Annotated in this window: 15 protein-coding genes and 1 riboswitch; of the genes, 9 read left to right on the top strand and 6 right to left on the bottom strand. The window is 59.8% G+C overall.

All coding sequences use genetic code 11. The annotated features are described in order from the left end of the window. Positions 1-75: 75 nt before the first annotated feature. Positions 76-2,073, bottom strand: a complete 1,998-nt coding sequence (gene tkt, locus DU29_RS0120025) for a transketolase (protein ID WP_028623289.1) — start codon at positions 2,071-2,073, stop codon at positions 76-78. A gap of 273 nt (positions 2,074-2,346) precedes the next feature. Here tkt and DU29_RS0120020 point away from each other — a divergent pair, with 273 nt between their 5' ends. The 4 genes from DU29_RS0120020 (at position 2,347) to DU29_RS0120005 (ending at position 6,875) form a co-directional block, all read left to right on the top strand. Further along, positions 2,347-3,342 carry an ArsR/SmtB family transcription factor gene (locus tag DU29_RS0120020; protein WP_028623288.1) on the top strand — a complete coding sequence of 332 codons (996 nt, stop codon included), beginning with the start codon at positions 2,347-2,349 and terminating at the stop codon, positions 3,340-3,342. 18 nt (positions 3,343-3,360) lie between these two features. After that, positions 3,361-4,551 carry a methionine adenosyltransferase gene (metK, locus tag DU29_RS0120015; protein ID WP_028623287.1) on the top strand — a complete coding sequence of 397 codons (1,191 nt, stop codon included), beginning with the start codon at positions 3,361-3,363 and terminating at the stop codon, positions 4,549-4,551. 149 nt (positions 4,552-4,700) lie between these two features. Then, a complete protein-coding gene (ligB, locus tag DU29_RS0120010; RefSeq protein WP_028623286.1) occupies positions 4,701-6,383 on the top strand; it encodes an NAD-dependent DNA ligase LigB in 1,683 nt (560 codons plus the stop codon). Positions 6,384-6,479: 96 nt separating this feature from the next. After that, complete coding sequence (locus DU29_RS0120005; RefSeq protein WP_028623285.1) at positions 6,480-6,875, top strand: DUF1090 domain-containing protein; 396 nt, start codon at positions 6,480-6,482, stop codon at positions 6,873-6,875. Positions 6,876-7,049: 174 nt separating this feature from the next. On the opposite strand, the gene DU29_RS0120000 is transcribed toward DU29_RS0120005, so the two are convergent. Beyond that, on the bottom strand, positions 7,050-7,499 hold the full coding sequence (locus tag DU29_RS0120000; protein ID WP_028623284.1) for a c-type cytochrome: 450 nt from the start codon (positions 7,497-7,499) through the stop codon (positions 7,050-7,052). Between the two features lie 127 nt (positions 7,500-7,626). Here DU29_RS0120000 and mltA point away from each other — a divergent pair, with 127 nt between their 5' ends. After that, positions 7,627-8,811, top strand: a complete 1,185-nt coding sequence (gene mltA, locus DU29_RS0119995) for a murein transglycosylase A (protein WP_028623283.1) — start codon at positions 7,627-7,629, stop codon at positions 8,809-8,811. 116 nt (positions 8,812-8,927) lie between these two features. Here mltA and DU29_RS0119990 read toward each other — a convergent pair whose 3' ends face one another. Continuing rightward, positions 8,928-9,311: an MAPEG family protein gene (locus DU29_RS0119990; protein WP_028623282.1), complete on the bottom strand. Its 384-nt coding sequence runs from the start codon at positions 9,309-9,311 to the stop codon at positions 8,928-8,930. Positions 9,312-9,367: 56 nt separating this feature from the next. Next, positions 9,368-10,201 (bottom strand): EamA family transporter, encoded by an 834-nt coding sequence (locus DU29_RS0119985; RefSeq protein ID WP_028623281.1) that lies wholly within the window; start codon positions 10,199-10,201, stop codon positions 9,368-9,370. Between the two features lie 283 nt (positions 10,202-10,484). Here DU29_RS0119985 and DU29_RS0119980 point away from each other — a divergent pair, with 283 nt between their 5' ends. Both DU29_RS0119980 and DU29_RS0119975 read left to right on the top strand, forming a co-directional pair. Continuing rightward, on the top strand, positions 10,485-11,654 hold the full coding sequence (locus DU29_RS0119980) for an MFS transporter (RefSeq protein ID WP_028623280.1): 1,170 nt from the start codon (positions 10,485-10,487) through the stop codon (positions 11,652-11,654). Between the two features lie 229 nt (positions 11,655-11,883). Beyond that, positions 11,884-13,149 carry a cation:proton antiporter gene (locus DU29_RS0119975; RefSeq protein ID WP_028623279.1) on the top strand — a complete coding sequence of 422 codons (1,266 nt, stop codon included), beginning with the start codon at positions 11,884-11,886 and terminating at the stop codon, positions 13,147-13,149. Here the strand turns inward: DU29_RS0119975 and DU29_RS0119970 are convergent, their stop codons facing one another. Together DU29_RS0119970 and DU29_RS0119965 are read right to left on the bottom strand one after the other, a co-directional pair. Continuing rightward, positions 13,150-14,037 carry a formate/nitrite transporter family protein gene (locus tag DU29_RS0119970; RefSeq protein ID WP_028623278.1) on the bottom strand — a complete coding sequence of 296 codons (888 nt, stop codon included), beginning with the start codon at positions 14,035-14,037 and terminating at the stop codon, positions 13,150-13,152. A gap of 189 nt (positions 14,038-14,226) precedes the next feature. Continuing rightward, entirely contained in the window at positions 14,227-14,625 is a 399-nt protein-coding gene (locus tag DU29_RS0119965; RefSeq protein WP_028623277.1) for an acyl-CoA thioesterase, read from the bottom strand. A gap of 198 nt (positions 14,626-14,823) precedes the next feature. Next, a riboswitch (S-adenosyl-L-homocysteine riboswitch) is annotated at positions 14,824-14,922 on the top strand. Between the two features lie 22 nt (positions 14,923-14,944). Between DU29_RS0119965 and ahcY the strand changes: the two genes are divergently transcribed. Together ahcY and metF are read left to right on the top strand one after the other, a co-directional pair. Continuing rightward, a complete protein-coding gene (ahcY, locus tag DU29_RS0119960; RefSeq protein WP_028623276.1) occupies positions 14,945-16,354 on the top strand; it encodes an adenosylhomocysteinase in 1,410 nt (469 codons plus the stop codon). A 181-nt stretch (positions 16,355-16,535) separates the two neighbouring features. Beyond that, the gene (gene metF, locus DU29_RS0119955) at positions 16,536-17,381 is read left to right on the top strand and encodes a methylenetetrahydrofolate reductase [NAD(P)H] (RefSeq protein ID WP_028623275.1); all 846 of its coding nucleotides are present in this window, start codon (positions 16,536-16,538) and stop codon (positions 17,379-17,381) included. Positions 17,382-17,481 lie beyond the last annotated feature (100 nt).

Raw genomic sequence — 17,481 nt, 5'->3', positions numbered from 1 at the left:
GTGAACGTAGTGTCTGATTCAACGACCGCTTCGCGGCCGGACGCAGCCTTCGGCAGCTGCTACACAAATTGTGCCTTAGTCTTCCAGCAGCTCTTCAGCCTGACCCAGGATGTTTTCCAGGGTAAAACCAAACTCTTCAAACAAGGCTGGCGCAGGCGCCGACTCGCCGTAAGAGGTCATGCCGATCACGCGGCCTTCCAGGCCCACGTATTTGTACCAGTAGTCCGCATGCGCGGCTTCGATGGCGATACGGGCGCTGACCTGCAACGGCAGAACCGCTTGCTTGTAACCGGCGTCCTGCGCATCGAACACGCTGGTGCAAGGCATCGAAACAACGCGCACATTGCGACCTTGTGCAGTCAGTTTGTCGTACGCCTGAACCGCCAGACCGACTTCCGAACCGGTGGAGATCAGGATCAGCTCAGGCTCGCCTACGCAATCCTTCAACACGTAACCGCCACGGGCGATGTCGGCGATCTGGCCGGCGTCACGCTCCTGATGCTGCAGGTTCTGACGCGAGAAGATCAGCGCCGAAGGGCCGTCCTTGCGCTCGATCGCAAGCTTCCAGCAGACCGCCGATTCAACGGCATCGGCTGGGCGCCAAGTGTCGAGGTTCGGCGTGCTGCGCAGGCTGGTCAGTTGCTCGACCGGCTGGTGAGTCGGACCGTCTTCGCCAAGACCGATGGAGTCGTGGGTGTAGACGAACACCACGCGCTTCTTCATCAGCGAAGCCATGCGTACCGCGTTGCGCGCGTATTCCATGAACATCAGGAAGGTCGCGCCGTAAGGCACCAGACCGCCGTGCAAGGCGACGCCGTTCATGATTGCGCTCATGCCGAATTCGCGCACGCCGTAGTACATGTAGTTGCCGCTGGCGTCTTCAGCAGTGACGCCTTTGCAGCCACTCCACAAGGTCAGGTTGGAACCGGCCAGGTCAGCCGAACCACCGAGCAGTTCCGGCAACAACGGGCCGTAGGCGTTCAGCGCGTTCTGGCTGGCTTTGCGGCTGGCGATGGTTTCGCCTTTGGCCGCGATTTCAGCAATATATGCCGAAGCTTTTTCAGCGAAGCCAGCCGGCAGCTCACCGCTCAGACGACGCACCAATTCGTTGGCCAGCTCAGGGAATGCGGCGGAGTAGGCAGCGAAACGCTGATCCCACTCGGCTTCGGCCGCGAGACCGGCTTCCTTGGCATCCCACTCAGCGTAAATATCGGCCGGGATTTCGAACGGGCCATGATTCCACTTCAGTGCTGCGCGGGTCAGGGCGATCTCCGCGTCACCCAACGGAGCGCCGTGACAGTCTTCTTTACCTTGCTTGTTCGGCGAACCGAAACCGATGGTGGTCTTGCAGCAGATCAGCGTCGGCTGCTCGCTTTTGCGTGCAGTTTCGATGGCGGTCTTGATTTCTTCCGGGTCGTGACCGTCAACGTTGCGGATCACCTGCCAGTTGTAGGCTTCGAAACGCTTCGGCGTGTCATCGGTGAACCAGCCTTCGACTTCGCCGTCGATGGAAATGCCGTTGTCATCGTAGAAAGCGATCAGTTTGCCCAGACCCAGCGTACCGGCCAGCGAGCCGACTTCGTGGGAAATGCCTTCCATCATGCAGCCATCACCCAGGAACACGTAGGTGTGGTGGTCGACAATGTTGTGGCCAGGACGGTTGAATTGACCCGCCAGGACTTTCTCTGCCAGGGCGAAACCCACGGCGTTGGCCAGGCCTTGGCCCAGTGGACCGGTGGTGGTTTCAACACCCGGGGTGTAGCTGAATTCCGGGTGACCCGGGGTACGGCTGTGCAGCTGACGGAAGTTTTTCAGGTCTTCGATCGACAGGTCGTAACCGGTCAGGTGCAGCAGGGAATAGATCAGCATCGAACCGTGACCGTTGGACAGCACGAAGCGGTCACGGTCGGCGAACGAAGGATTGCTCGGGTTGTGCTTGAGGTAGTCACGCCAAAGTACTTCGGCGATATCCGCCATACCCATAGGGGCACCCGGATGGCCGCTGTTGGCTTTTTGCACGGCATCCATGCTGAGGGCACGAATGGCGTTGGCACGCTCACGACGGCTTGGCATCGCTGTTCTCCTGGGGATTCTGAATCAAGAGTGAATAATACGAAACGGAAAAAAGGCGAGCATTTTCCCTCACCGACCCGCCTCGGGGCAATGACGGATAGTCATATGGAAGCGTTTTTCCCATGCATAACGAAGGTTTCGACAGGTGAAACCTTTCCGCTGTTCGTTTGAAGGGTAAACCGAAGGTCGGGAAGTGCCACCTATCGAGCAATATCAAAACTTTTTGATATTGCCCTTGCGATGCTCCCGACCCGTGACTAGACTGCCGGCCTTATGAATTTACGCGTGCCTTCCATTCAACATGACGATTGCGATGAGCTGGCGGCCCTGTGTAAGGCCGGCGGCGATCCTCTGCGGCTGAATGTATTGCGCGCGCTGGCCAACGACTCGTTCGGCGTGCTGGAACTGGCGCAGATTTTCGCCATCGGCCAATCCGGCATGAGTCATCACCTCAAGGTGTTGGCCCAGGCCGATCTGGTGGCGACGCGCCGGGAAGGCAATGCAATTTTCTACCGCCGCGCCCTGCCCCACACCGATTTGCTCGGCGGCAAACTGCACGCCGCGTTGCTCGACGAAGTGGACAACCTGACCCTGCCGACCGATGTGCAGTCGCGGATCGGTCAGGTGCATGGCCAGCGCGCAGCGGCCAGCCAGGACTTTTTCTCACGGGTCGCCGAGAAATTTCGCGCCCAGCAGGACTTGATCGCCGGGCTGCCGCAGTACCGCGACAGTGTGGTGGCGTTGCTCGACAAGCTGAGTTTCGGCGACGGCGCGACGGCCATCGAAGTCGGCCCGGGCGACGGCGCATTTCTGCCGGAACTGGCGCGCCGCTTCCGCCATGTCACGGCGCTGGACAACAGCCCGGCGATGCTTGAGCTGGCGCGTCAGGTCTGCGATCGGCAAGCGCTGGCTAACGTCAGCCTGCAACTGGCCGATGCATTGAACGGGGTTAATCTTCAGGCCGATTGCGTCGTTCTGAATATGGTGCTGCACCATTTCGCCGCACCGGCCGAAGCGCTCAAGCACATGGCCACCTTGCTGCAACCGGGCGGTAGCCTGCTCGTGACAGAGTTATGTAGCCACAACCAGAGTTGGGCCAGGGAGGCCTGCGGTGATCTGTGGTTGGGGTTTGAACAGGACGATTTGGCCCGTTGGGCCACCGCTGCGGGACTCGTTCCCGGGGAAAGCCTCTATGTAGGCTTACGTAATGGTTTCCAGATCCAGGTCCGCCATTTTCAGCGACCGGCTGGCGACACTCACCATCGGTAAATTCAGGAAAAAATCGAGATGAGCGAATACTCCCTCTTCACCTCCGAGTCCGTGTCCGAAGGGCACCCGGACAAAATCGCCGACCAGATTTCCGATGCGGTGCTGGACGCCATCATTGCTGAAGACAAGTTCGCCCGCGTGGCGTGCGAGACTTTGGTGAAAACCGGCGTGGCAATCATCGCGGGTGAAGTCACCACGTCGGCCTGGGTCGACCTGGAAGAGATCGTGCGTAATGTGATTCTCGACATCGGCTATAACAGCTCCGACGTCGGCTTCGACGGCGCGACGTGCGGCGTGATGAACATCATCGGCAAGCAATCCCCTGACATCAACCAGGGTGTCGACCGCGCCAAGCCTGAAGATCAGGGCGCCGGTGACCAGGGCCTGATGTTCGGCTACGCCAGCAACGAAACCGACGTGCTGATGCCAGCACCGATCACCTTCTCGCACCAGTTGGTGCAGCGCCAGGCAGAAGCGCGTAAATCCGGCCTGCTGCCATGGCTGCGCCCGGACGCCAAGTCGCAAGTGACGTGCCGTTACGAAGGCGGCAAGGTTGTTGGTATCGACGCCGTGGTTCTGTCGACCCAGCACAACCCGGACGTGTCGTACAAAGACCTGCGCGAAGGCGTAATGGAACTGATCGTCAAGCACGTGCTGCCTGCCGAGCTGCTGTCCAAGGACACCCAGTTCCACATCAACCCGACTGGCCAGTTCATCATCGGCGGCCCGGTGGGCGACTGCGGTCTGACCGGTCGCAAGATCATCGTCGACAGCTACGGCGGCATGGCCCGTCACGGTGGCGGCGCGTTCTCCGGCAAGGATCCATCGAAGGTTGACCGTTCCGCTGCCTACGCCGGTCGTTACGTGGCCAAGAACATCGTCGCGGCCGGCCTGGCCGAGCGTTGCGAGATTCAGGTTTCCTATGCGATCGGTGTGGCTCAGCCTACGTCGATCTCGCTGAACACCTTCGGCACCGGCAAGATCAGCGACGACAAAATCGTCAAACTGGTTCGCGAAGTGTTCGACCTGCGTCCCTACGCAATCACCACCATGCTCGACCTGCTACACCCGATGTACCAGGAAACCGCAGCGTACGGCCACTTCGGTCGCACCCCGGCAACCAAGACCGTTGGCGACGATACGTTCACCACGTTCACCTGGGAAAAAACCGACCGCGCCGACGCTCTGCGTTCCGCTGCCGGCTTGTAATTTTTCCGGGCGGTACACAAAACCCTGCACGGTTCGCCGTGTGGGGTTTTTTATTGGGTCAAGGTCGAAACACCAGGCAAAACACCTGCCGCGCCGGGTAGAAAATCCTGACTAACCTTCAAGCATCCCACTGAGCAAGGATGCTCTCGATGCTGCCGTACCTGCGCTTATTCCTCGCCCTGCTGGCGCTCACTGTCCCGACCGTCAACGCCAACACCGACGAATGCCCCGACTGGCCCTCAGCCCGCGCCACCCAGGAAATCGCCGTTCTACAACAGCAAATCAACCGCTGGGACGACAGCTACCACCGCGATGGTCAGTCCCTGATTGCCGATGAACTCTACGATCAATCTCGCGCGCGGCTGAGCGAATGGCGTCGATGTTTCAACATGGAACAGTCCGCTGACCCGTTGCGAACTGCAGGCGGCACCGTTGCGCACCCCATCGCTCACACCGGCCTGGACAAGTTGCGCGATGTTCGCGCTGTTAAAGACTGGCTGCGTGATCGCATCGACGTTTGGGTCCAGCCGAAGATCGACGGCGTGGCGGTGACGCTGATCTATCGCGGCGGTGTGCTGCATCAGGCGATAAGTCGCGGCGATGGCGTTAATGGCCAGGACTGGACCGCGTCGGCGCGGCAGATCGCGGCAATTCCGCAAACCCTGTCTCAACCCACGGATTTGCTGGTGCAAGGCGAGCTCTACTGGCGCCTGAGCGACCATGTGCAAGTCCGAAGCGGAAGTCTCAACGCGCGCTCTACCGTAGCCGGGTTGATGGCACGCAAAGTGTTGCCGCCGGAGCAGGCGGACGGCGTCGGCTTGTTTGCGTGGGACTGGCCGCAGGGCCCGGCGAGCTTGCCCGCACGCGCAGCGGCGCTGGTCGAATTGGGTTTCGCCAACACTGCCCAATACGCTCAACCGATTAGCCGGTTTGCTGACGCCGAGCACTGGCGTGATCACTGGTATCGCTCGGCCCTGCCCTTCGCCACCGACGGCATCGTCCTGCGTCAGAGCCAGCGACCGTCTGCCGAACGCTGGCAGGCAAAAGCGCCTTACTGGGCGGTCGCCTGGAAATACCCGTACGCTCAGGCGCTGGCCGAGGTGCGTAAGGTCAATTTCAAGGTCGGCCGCACCGGCCGCATCACCCCGGTGCTCGAACTCAAACCGCTCACGCTGGACGACCGACAGATCAAACGCGTCAGTGTCAGCTCGCTGCAACGCTGGGCGGAACTGGATGTTCGCCCGGGCGATCAGGTTTCCATCAGTCTGGCGGGCCTGACCATCCCAAGGCTCGACGGCGTGGTGCTGCGAGCCGCCGAACGCCCCGACCTGGCCGCACCTTCGGTGGCCGACTTCCATGCATTGAGCTGCTGGCAACCCACGCCCGGCTGCGAAAGCCAATTCCTCGCGCGATTGACCTGGCTTAGCGGCAAGAAGGGGCTAGCCTTGCCTCATGTCGGACCGGGCACCTGGGAGAAACTTTTAGAAACAGGCCGCCTGAACGGCCTGCTTGATTGGTTGGCCCTCGATGCTCAAGAGCTTGCTACCATTGATGGCTTCGGCGAGCGCAGCAGTGCCCGCCTCTTGAACAGCTTCAACGATGCTCGACAACGCCCGTTTGCGCAGTGGCTCCGCGCCTTGGGTTTGCCTCCGACCGGTCAGGCGGCGCTGGCTGATTCTTGGCAGACACTGGCGCAGCGATCAAGCGAGCAGTGGCAAGCCGAGGCCGGCATCGGCCCGGGACGCGCAGCACAGTTGAGTGCATTTTTCCGCGACCCGCAGGTTGTGGCGTTGAGCGAAACATTAAGAGTGGCCGGGGTCGCCGGGTTTTAACCGCCGCCGACGCCGACCAACCGGGAACCCATTGCTGTCGATGAGCTCAAACAGCCCATCCCAAAGCGATCCGACTGCCTTTCACGTGGAGTTTTTATGAAACGATTTTCACCGCTTGCCCTGTTGACCCTTTGCAGCGTGCTGGCCACTCCATTGATGGCCGCAGAAGAGGCCCCGGGGCTCACCGGCTGCGCCGCCAAGAAACAGGCCATCGTGACCCAGATCGAGCAGGCCAAAGCCCACGGCAACACCCAGCAGCAAGCAGGTCTGGAAAAGGCTCTGAGTGAAGTCACCACCCATTGCACCGACGCTTCGTTGAAGAAAGAACGTGAGAACAAGGTGCTCGAGGCCAAGCACGAAGTCGGCGAACGTCAGGCAGATCTCGACAAAGCGATGAAGAAAGGCGATCCGGAGCGGATCAACAAACGCAAAGACAAACTCGCCGAGTCGCGCAAGGAATTGCAGAAAGCGCTCGACGAACTGGATAAGTAAACCCCGGTGTGAGCGACGGGCTTATGTGGCGAGGGGGCTTGCCCCCGTCAGCGACGCAGTGGTCGTACCCGGCAGAGCGATCTCCAGAAGAGCCACGCTCTGGGGATGCTTCGCCGCCCAACGGAGCAGTGGGACGTTTCGCTAAACCCCCTCGCCACCGGAATGCATCGCCTATCAATGATCGCGAAACTCTTTATGGCAAGCACTACAGGCATCTTCGACTTTCTGCACCGCAGGCCCCAGGTTGCTGACCTTGTAAGGCTGCACCTTGCTGGCAATCACCAGTTCACCGGTAGCAGCCTCGAGGTTGCGGGCCATTTCCTGAAAGCGCGCCTGTTTCTCCCAGACATCATCGGTGGCGCTGGTGTGATCTTCCTCGCGAACCTGTGGAAAATGTTTCCACGGCTCATGGGACAACGCATCAAGCTTCACCGCGCCGTCGGCGAATTTTGCACCGTCAAACGCAATGCGCCCACGCAACATCCCGCCAAGGTCTTCCCCTGTTTTGAGCATCTGCTTGAAGATCGCTTTGCGCTGTCCCAGCGGCGAATTGGGGTCGACACCACCGCACGCAGACAGCGTCAGGCAGGCCAGCAATACAACGGACATTCTTTTAAAAGTCATGGTGGCTTCTGGTCACGGAAACGGCCGCCAGTATCCTCGCGTCACCGGCAAACACCAATAGCCCTATTATCATTACGGGTTGTCTGAGCGCATGGAGCACTCACACGACCGACTAAGGAATCACTCCATGAACAGCCGTTTCAAGGCATGGCGCCCCAGCCTGGCCTGGACTTTCCCGATGGTGGCCGTGCTCGCAGGCTGCACCGGTGGCGATCCCGAAAAACCAAAAACCCACGCCTTGGCGACCTATGCCAGCGCCACTTGGGAGGCTCTGCCAGCGGTGACCGACGCCGACCTGGTTGCCGGCTTCGGTTCGTGGCGCAGCGCCTGCACACGACTCAAGGCCGACCCGGTCTGGGGCGCCACCTGTGCAGCCGCCGCCAATGTGCCGCAGACCGCCAACGACATTCGCGGCTTTCTCAAACAGAACCTCGATGTCTACGGCTTGCGCGCCGCCAACGACAATCCTAATGGCTTGATCACCGGCTACTACGAGCCGGTTTACCCCGGCAGCCTGACCCAGACCAGCGTGGCCAATGTTCCGGTGTACGGGGTGCCGGAAGACATGATCATTGTCTCACTGGACAGCCTCTACCCGGAGCTGAAAGGCAAACGCCTGCGCGGGCGACTCGAAGGCCGCGTGCTCAAACCTTACGACGACGCGGCAACAATCGGAACCAAAGGCGTCAAGGCGCCCGTGGTTGCGTGGTTGACCGACCCGATGAACCTGCAGTTTCTGCAGATTCAGGGTTCTGGCCGAATCCAGCTCGACAGTGGCCGGCAGTTGCGCATCGCCTACGCGGATCAGAATGGCCACCCCTATCGGCCAATCGGCCGCTGGCTGATCGAGCAAGGCGAATTGAAGAAAGAAGACGTGACCATGGGCGCGATCAGCGACTGGGCCAAGGCCAATCCATCGCGCATCCCCGAATTGCTCGGCAGCAATCCGAGCTACGTGTTTTTCACGCAAAACCCTGATAGCAACGAAGGCCCTCGCGGCTCATTGAACGTGCCGCTGACTGCGGGATATAGCGCTGCAGTGGATCGCAAGGTGATACCACTGGGCAGTCTGTTGTGGCTGTCCACGACCAAACCGGATGGCACCGCGCTGGTACGGCCGGTGGCGGCTCAGGACACGGGCGGCGCGATTGCCGGCGAGGTTCGTGCAGACTTGTTCTGGGGTACCGGTGAGGCGGCCGGTCAGTTGGCCGGCGACATGAAACAGCAGGGGCAGATCTGGATGCTGTGGCCTAAAGGCGCGGCGTTACCGCAAGTGCCTCAGGTGGCGGATGCGGTGAAAGCCAAGCCTTGAGTGCTGCAGCGTTTGATCGATAGCTTTCGCGAGCAAGCCCGCTCCCACAGGATTTGCGCAATACCTGTGGGAGCGGGCTTGCTCGCGAAGGGGTCGTCACAAACAGCGCAGATATCTCAGGCAGACACCACAAACAAACTCACAATCAACCCCATCCCCACAAACCACACCAGCGAGCGCAAGATCGCCCAATCCGCCAGATAGCAGATGATGTAGAGCAAGCGGCTGGTGATAAACACCACCGACAGCACATTGATCGTCACCAGCTCCGCGTTGCCCGCCAGGTGCGCAACGATCACCGCCGCAGCAAATGCCGGGGTCACTTCAAAACTGTTCAATTGCGCGGCGTGCGCGCGTCGACCCACACCGTTCAGCGATTCCATGAAATCCCGTGGATCATGGTTGTCCTTGATCCTGAAACCGCCACTGATCTTGGCCACGACCGTGCACACATAAGGCAGGAAAATCGCGATCAAAATGCACCACAGAGCTACCGTCATAGAGCAATCCCTTCTTCAAGTTGTCGAGCGTCGAGACTTCGTCGACGCTGAGCCAGTCAAAACTTCATCACCAATATGCCGATCAATACCAGTCCACAGGCTAAGAGCCGCGGTCTGCCGAAAGGTTCTTTCAAGTAACGCATGCCGAACAGCACGACCAGAATGACACTAATCTCGCGTAACGCCGCCGCTTCGGCAATCGAGCCCAGTTGCATGGCCCACAACACCAGAGCGTAGCTGAACAATACGCAAAACCCGACCGCCAGCCCCAGGCGCCATTGCTCGCGCCAGAACAGCTTGAACGCCGGCCGCTTGCGCACCCACGCCAGTAACGGGAACGGCCAGGCGCTGAGCAACGTGACCCAGACCAGGTAGTCCAGCGGGTGCGACCAACGCCGCAGAGCCTGGCCGTCGATGTAGGTGTAGCAGCCGATGCACAGGCCGATCAGCGCCACCACTGGCAACATTGTCCACGGCAAGCGTGCGCCTCCACCGCCCTGCCACAGCAGGCAGAGCATGCCGAACGGGATCAGCAGAATTCCGAATATTTGCTGATTGGTCAGCACTTCGCCGGCAAAGATCAGCGTCAAGGCCAGCACCACCAGCGGCGATAAACCGCGCATCAACGGATACACCAGACCGAGATCGCCGACGCGATAGGCCTGGATCAACAGGTAGCGGTAGAGCAACTCGAACGCCGCCGAAGCGAGAATCCACGGCCAGATTTCAATAGGCGGTAATGCCACGAATGGCAGTGCCACGCCGACCACGAGCAGCGCCACGCTGTCCATGCACGCCACCACCAGCAGCCGTTCGGCGCTGAATTTAATCAGGGTATTCCACGCCGCGTGCAACAGCGCCGCCACCAACACCAACGCCGTCGCAAACACGGCAAACTCCTTATTGTTTTGCCACCTTACGCTGTAGGAGCCGGCTTGCTGGCGATGGCGTCTCTGAAATCGCCTCGCCAGCAAGCCGGCTCCTACAGGGCAGTGGATGCATAATTGATTCGCGATATGTCAGCAGCTGTTTATACTGCACGCGACCACGCCGCATTCAGTTGCGCACAGACTAATTCCAATAATTCCTGTCTTTGTCCGTTCTCGTCGAGAGCGGTCACTGGCATGCGTATGCCTGATCAAAGCGTCAAGACTACCGACAGAGACCTTGCGCATGCCACTCGCTTTATTTGCCCTCGCCGTAGCCGCGTTCGGTATCGGCACTACAGAATTCGTCATCATGGGCCTGTTGCCCGATGTCGCCCGCGACCTTGCCGTGAGCATTCCCGACGCCGGCCTGCTGATCACCGGCTACGCCCTGGGCGTGGTGTTTGGCGCACCGATCCTCGCGATCGGCACCGCCAACATGCCGCGCAAAGCCACGCTGCTGGGCATGACGTTGATGTTCATCCTTGGCAATATTCTTTGCGCGCTGGCGCCCAACTACGCCACGCTGATGGCCGCCCGCGTGGTGACTGCGTTGTGCCACGGGGCGTTCTTCGGCATCGGATCGGTGGTGGCCGCCGGCCTGGTTGCGCCGAACAAGCGGGCCCAAGCGATTGCCATGATGTTCACCGGCCTGACCTTGGCCAACGTGCTCGGCGTACCGCTGGGCACCGCACTCGGGCAATACGCCGGCTGGCGCTCGACGTTCTGGGCGGTGTCAGTGATCGGGGTGATCGCGGCCATCGCGCAATGGCTCTGGCTGCCCAAGGACATCGCCATGGACAAGGCCAACCTCGCCAGCGAATTCAAAGTGCTGGGCAAGGTTAATGTCCTGTTGGCGCTGGGCATGAGCGTGCTGGCCTCGACCAGTCTGTTCAGCGTCTTCACTTATATCGCGCCGATTCTGCAGGACATCACCGGCGTCAGCCCCCACGGCGTGACGATCATGCTGCTGTTGTTCGGCGTTGGCTTGACCGCTGGCAGCATGCTCGGCGGACGCCTGGCCGACAGTCGCTTGCTGCCTTCGCTGGTGGGCATGGCGCTGGCGACGGCAGTCGTATTGGCGGCGTTTACGCAGACCAGTCACTCGGCCATCCCCGCCGCAATCACGCTGGTGCTGTGGGGGATCTTTGCCTTCGCGCTGTGCCCGATTCTGCAATTGCTGATCATTGATCAGGCGCATGAAGCACCCAACCTCGGTTCAACGCTGAACCAGAGCGCATTCAATCTCGGCAACGCGGCGGGTGCATGGATTGGCGGCCTCGTGGTCGCCAGCGGCGCCGACCTTTCCGACCTGCCCTGGACGGGCGCACTGGTCAGCGGCTTGACGGTGCTGACAGCGCTTCTGTTCATTTACCTGCAACGTCGCGGTGCTGCTGCGGTCAATGTGACCGGCTGAATCTTCACGTTACGGCTGCCACCGCAATCGCCAGCAGGCTGGCTCCCACAGGGTTCTGCATCCACCGGAGATCCACTGTGAGAGCTCGCTCCCACAGGGTTTCGCGTAGCCACCCGATGGTGCATCCACCGAATATCCACTGTGGGAGCGAGCCTGCTCGCGATGAAGCTGACGCGGTTCAACTGCCCAAACACAATCCTCCTACCCACCTCCCATCCAAGGACCCCGGATGCTTGAGCTTGTCGCTGCGTTTATCTGCCTCACCACCCTTCTCACTTACGTGAATTTCCGCTTCATCGGCCTGCCGCCGACCATCGGTGTGATGGTCACTGCACTGATGTTTTCCTTGTTGCTGCAAGGCCTGAGCCTGCTCGGCTACCCCGGCCTGGAAGAACGTGTTCAACAGCTGATCGGCCAGATCGACTTCGGTGATCTGCTGATGAACTGGATGCTGTCGTTCCTGCTGTTTGCCGGCGCCCTGCACGTCAATCTCAACGATTTGCGCAGCTACCGTTGGCCCATCGGGCTGTTGGCGACGTTCGGCGTACTCATCGCGACCGCCGTGATCGGCAGCCTCGCCTATTACATCTTTGCCCTGTTCGGGTGGCACGTGAGTTTCCTGTACTGCCTGCTGTTCGGCGCCTTGATCTCGCCGACCGACCCGATTGCCGTGCTTGGCGTGCTGCGCACCGCCAACGCATCCAAGCCGCTGAAAACCACCATCGTCGGTGAGTCGCTGTTCAACGACGGCACTGCGGTCGTGGTATTCACCGTCTTGCTGGGCATCGCGCAACTGGGTGAAACTCCGACCCTCGGCGCCACGGCCATGCTGTTCGCCCACGAAGCGATTGGCGGCGCGCTGTTCGGCGGGGTGATCGGTTATCTCGTGTACCTGATGATCAAGAGCATCGAGCAGCACCAGATCGAGGTCATGCTGACCCTGGCACTGGTGATCGGCGGCTCGGCCATGGCGAGCGAACTGCATGTATCGGCGCCGATTGCGATGGTGGTCGCCGGTTTGATCATCGGCAACCTGGGCCGCAACCTGGCGATGAACGACATGACGCGCAAGTACCTGGACGGTTTCTGGGAGCTGCTCGACGACATGCTCAACGCGTTGCTGTTCGCCCTGATCGGCATGGAGCTGTTACTGCTGCCGTTCAACTGGTTGCACGTTTTCGCCGCTGGATTGCTGGCAATCGCCATTCTGCTGTCACGCTTGTTGACCGTAGCGCCAGCCATCCTGCTGTTGCGACGCTGGCGCACGGTGCCGCGCGGAACGATCCGGATTCTGACCTGGGGTGGTTTGCGCGGGGGTGTCTCGGTGGCACTGGCGCTCGCCCTGCCATTGGGTGAGGAGCGAGACCTGTTGCTGAGCATCACGTACATCGTGGTGTTGTCATCGATCCTGTTGCAGGGCCTGACGATTGGCAAGCTGGTCAAGCGCGTGACCTGCGATGAGCCTGCGCCAGCGGCGCAGGCCGAGCATCACTGATTACGCTTTGTGATCCTGCGGATCAGGCTTCTTGACTTGATCCGCAGATTCCTTCGGTGGCCCGCTCTCACTGCGAATCTGTGCGTGGCTAATCAGGCCAAAGATGAAGCTGCCGCCGATGATATTGCCCGCCAAAGTAGGCCCGGCGAAAATCAGCCAGAAATCCTTCCAGGGCAATTCGCCGGCGAAGACCAGGTACGACACTTCCGCCGAACCCACCACGATGTGCGTGAAATCGCCCAGCGCCATGAGGTAGGTGATGAGGACGATAATCCACATCTTGGCGCTCTCCATGGACGGGATCATCCAGACCATGGTGGCGATCATCCAGCCGGAAATGATGCCTTTGGCGAACATTTTGCCTGCATCGTTTTCCATGACCTTGCGGCCGATCTCAAGGAAAGCGAGGTCGGTCTTGGTGTCGAAAATCGGCAGGTGCAACATCACGTAAGCGACCAGTATCGTGCCGCAAAGGTTACCCACCAGCACCACTGACCAGAGGCGCATCAACCGGCCAAAATTGTTCAGCGTCGGTTTGGTCATGACCGGCAGTACGGCCGTCAAGGTGTTCTCTGTGAACAGTTGCTGACGGGCGAGAATCACCGCAAGAAAGCCTGCGCAGTAGCCAAAACTGGCGATCACCTTGAAGCCTTCGGCGTCCGGCAGCCGTGAATTGAGCAGCCCCATCGCCATCAGCGACAGGCCCATGGTCAGACCGGCAGCCAAGGCCGACCACCACAGGGCGGCGACGCTGCGTTCGAGCTCCTGATCGCCCTGGCTGCGGATAATTTCATGCAGCACCGCAGCGCGCGGTGGCTGATTTTTGTCGACCTCGTGTTTCTCTTGCGCCGAAAGGTTCGGGGTCTTGCCGTCTTTTTGCGTGTCCATATAACTCCGGAACCGGTGGCGTGCGATGAAGGTACGACACGCGCGGTTCGAAGCTGTTCACTGAGCGCAAAACAAAAGAGCTTTCTGTAGGAGCCGGCTTGCTGGCGATCGACTTGGGCTCGGTTATTGCGGTTATTGCGGTGATGCTGATGACGCCTTCGCCAGCAAGCCGGCTCCTACGGACTCGTGTTACTCGGCCTTATCCTCAAACTGGTCTTTGACGTATTTGATTTCGGTGCGGCCGTGCGGTGCCGGCAGGCCGTCTTCGCCCAGATTGACGAAGACGATTTTCTCCACCGTGAGGATGCTTTTGCGGGTGATCTTGTTGCGCACTTCGCATTTGAGGGTGATCGAGGTGCGACCGAACTCGGTGGCGGTGATGCCCAGTTCGATGATGTCGCCCTGACGGGATGCGCTGACGAAGTTGATTTCGGAGATGTACTTGGTCACCACGCGCTGATTGCCCAGCTGCACAATGGCGTAGATCGCCGCTTCTTCGTCGAGCCAGCGCAACAGACTGCCGCCGAACAGCGTGCCGTTGGGGTTGAGGTCTTCGGGTTTTACCCATTTGCGGGTGTGGAAATTCATATTCACTCCTGACCGTCTTGCCGATTGATGCCGGTCATCATGGCAGAGCCCGGGCCAGAGCTCTATTGAGCATCGACTATGGTCTCGATTACCGTTCGGACATTGACCGATAGAAACGCTTTGGAAGATCAGCATAGCCCGCTATAATCGCCACCGTTTCAGAACGGTCATTTTCACTTACGTCCGTTTTCCCGCCACCTGTCCGAGGGGCGCTGCAGCAGGTTCGACCTGTCAGGCTCGGATGGGGCGTTGCCTGGCCACGGCCAGACACTAAACGCACAACGGCGCCCATTCGCATACATACGAATGGAGGCTCTTCATGAGCGCTGTTATCACGCCTGCAGATTTTAACGATTACAAAGTTGCCGACATGTCCCTGGCTGCCTGGGGCCGTCGCGAAACCATCATCGCCGAATCCGAAATGCCGGCCCTGATGGGTCTGCGTCGCAAGTATTCCGCCGAACAACCGCTCAAAGGCGCGAAGATCCTCGGCTGCATCCACATGACCATTCAGACCGCCGTGCTGATCGAAACCCTGGTTGCCCTGGGTGCCGAAGTGCGTTGGTCGTCCTGCAACATTTTCTCGACTCAAGACCAGGCCGCTGCTGCCATCGCCGCTGCCGGCATCGCGGTTTACGCCTGGAAAGGCGAAACCGAAGAAGAGTACGAGTGGTGCCTGGAGCAGACCATCCTCAAAGATGGCGCGCCTTGGGATGCCAACATGATCCTCGACGACGGCGGCGACCTGACCGAGCTGCTGCACAAAAAATACCCGGCCATTCTCGATCGCGTTCATGGCGTGACCGAAGAAACCACCACCGGCGTTCACCGCCTGCTGGACATGCTGGCCAAGGGCGAGCTGAAAATCCCGGCCATCAACGTCAACGACTCGGTGACCAAGAGCAAGAACGACAACAAGTATGGCTGCCGTCATAGCCTGAACGATGCGATCAAGCGTGGTACCGACCACTTGCTGTCCGGCAAGCAAGCGCTGGTCATCGGCTACGGTGACGTGGGCAAGGGCTCTTCTCAGTCCCTGCGTCAGGAAGGCATGATCGTTAAAGTGTCCGAAGTTGACCCGATCTGCGCCATGCAAGCCTGCATGGACGGTTTTGAACTGGTTTCGCCGTTCATCGACGGTATCAACGACGGCACTGAAGCAAGCATCGACAAAGCGCTGCTGGGCAAGATCGACCTGATCGTGACCACTACCGGCAACGTCAATGTGTGCGATTCGAACATGCTCAAAGCCCTGAAGAAGCGCGCTGTGGTGTGCAACATCGGCCACTTCGACAACGAAATCGACACCGCTTTCATGCGCAAGAACTGGGCATGGGAAGAAGTGAAGCCGCAAGTTCACAAGATCCACCGCACCGGTCCTGGTTCGTTCGATGCGCAGAACGATGACTATCTGATTCTGCTGGCTGAAGGCCGCCTGGTGAACCTGGGTAACGCCACCGGTCACCCAAGCCGCATCATGGACGGTTCGTTCGCCAACCAGGTGCTCGCGCAGATCTTCCTGTTCGGCCAGAAGTACGCCGATCTGTCGCCAGCCCAGAAAGCCGAGCGCCTGACCGTTGAAGTTCTGCCGAAGAAGCTCGACGAAGAAGTGGCCCTGGAAATGGTCCGCGGTTTCGGCGGCGTGGTCACTCAGTTGACCAAGCAACAGGCTGATTACATCGGCGTCACCGTCGAAGGCCCGTTCAAGCCGCACGCTTACCGTTACTGATCGGCTGACTGGCGATCGCGGTATTCTGATTTACCGCGTCGCCTGAATCGCCAGCAAGCCGGCTCCTACAATTGCGCGGTGTACGCAATTTCAACGTACACCGACAACCTGTAGGAGCCGGCTTGCTGGCGATTGCAGACAAACCGACCCAACAGGTTTACGTGTTTCCAAGGATATGACCATGTCCCAAGACCGTCGCTACAGCTTCGAGTTCTTCCCTACGAAGACCGACGCTGGGCATGAAAAGCTGCTCGCCACTGCCCGTCAGTTGGCCACCTACAACCCCGATTTCTTCTCCTGCACTTACGGCGCAGGTGGTTCGACCCGCGATCGCACGCTCAACACCGTGTTGCAGCTTGAAAGCGAAGTCAAAGTCCCTGCCGCTCCGCATCTGTCCTGCGTTGGCGACAGCAAGGCCGACCTGCGCGACCTGCTCGCTCAATACAAATCGGCTGGCATCAAACGCATTGTTGCGCTGCGCGGCGACCTGCCTTCGGGCATGGGCATGGCCAGCGGTGAAATGCGCCACGCCAATGATCTGGTTGAATTCATTCGTGAAGAAACCGCCGACCATTTCCACATCGAAGTCGCCGCCTACCCGGAGATGCATCCGCAAGCGCGCAATTTTGAAGACGATCTGGCCAACTTCGTGCGCAAGGCCAACGCTGGCGCGGACAGTGCGATCACTCAGTACTTCTTCAACGCCGACAGCTATTTCTATTTTGTCGAACGAGTGCGCGCGCTGGGCGTGAACATCCCGATCGTGCCGGGGATCATGCCGATCACCAATTACAGCAAGCTCGCGCGTTTCTCCGATGCCTGCGGTGCGGAAATTCCGCGCTGGATCCGCAAGCAGTTGGAAGCTTACGGCGATGACACCGCGAGCATTCAGCGTTTTGGTGAGCAGGTCATCACCGAAATGTGCGAACGCCTGTTGCAGGGCGGCGCTCCCGGGTTGCACTTCTACACGTTGAACCAGGCTGAAGCGAGCCTGGCGGTGTGGAATAATTTGCAGTTGCCGCGGTGAAGCAGCTGCAAGCTTCATGCTGAGAGCACCAAGCAAGATCAAGAGATCGCAGCCTCGTTTTACTCGACAGCTCCTACGGGCCCCAAGGTGAAATGAGGCG

The sequence above is a fragment of the Pseudomonas sp. Ant30-3 genome, assembly GCF_000690905.1.
Taxonomy (GTDB): Bacteria; Pseudomonadota; Gammaproteobacteria; order Pseudomonadales; family Pseudomonadaceae; genus Aquipseudomonas.
Note: the sequence above shows the minus strand (reverse complement) of the source record. Positions and strands in the feature narration are given on the sequence as shown.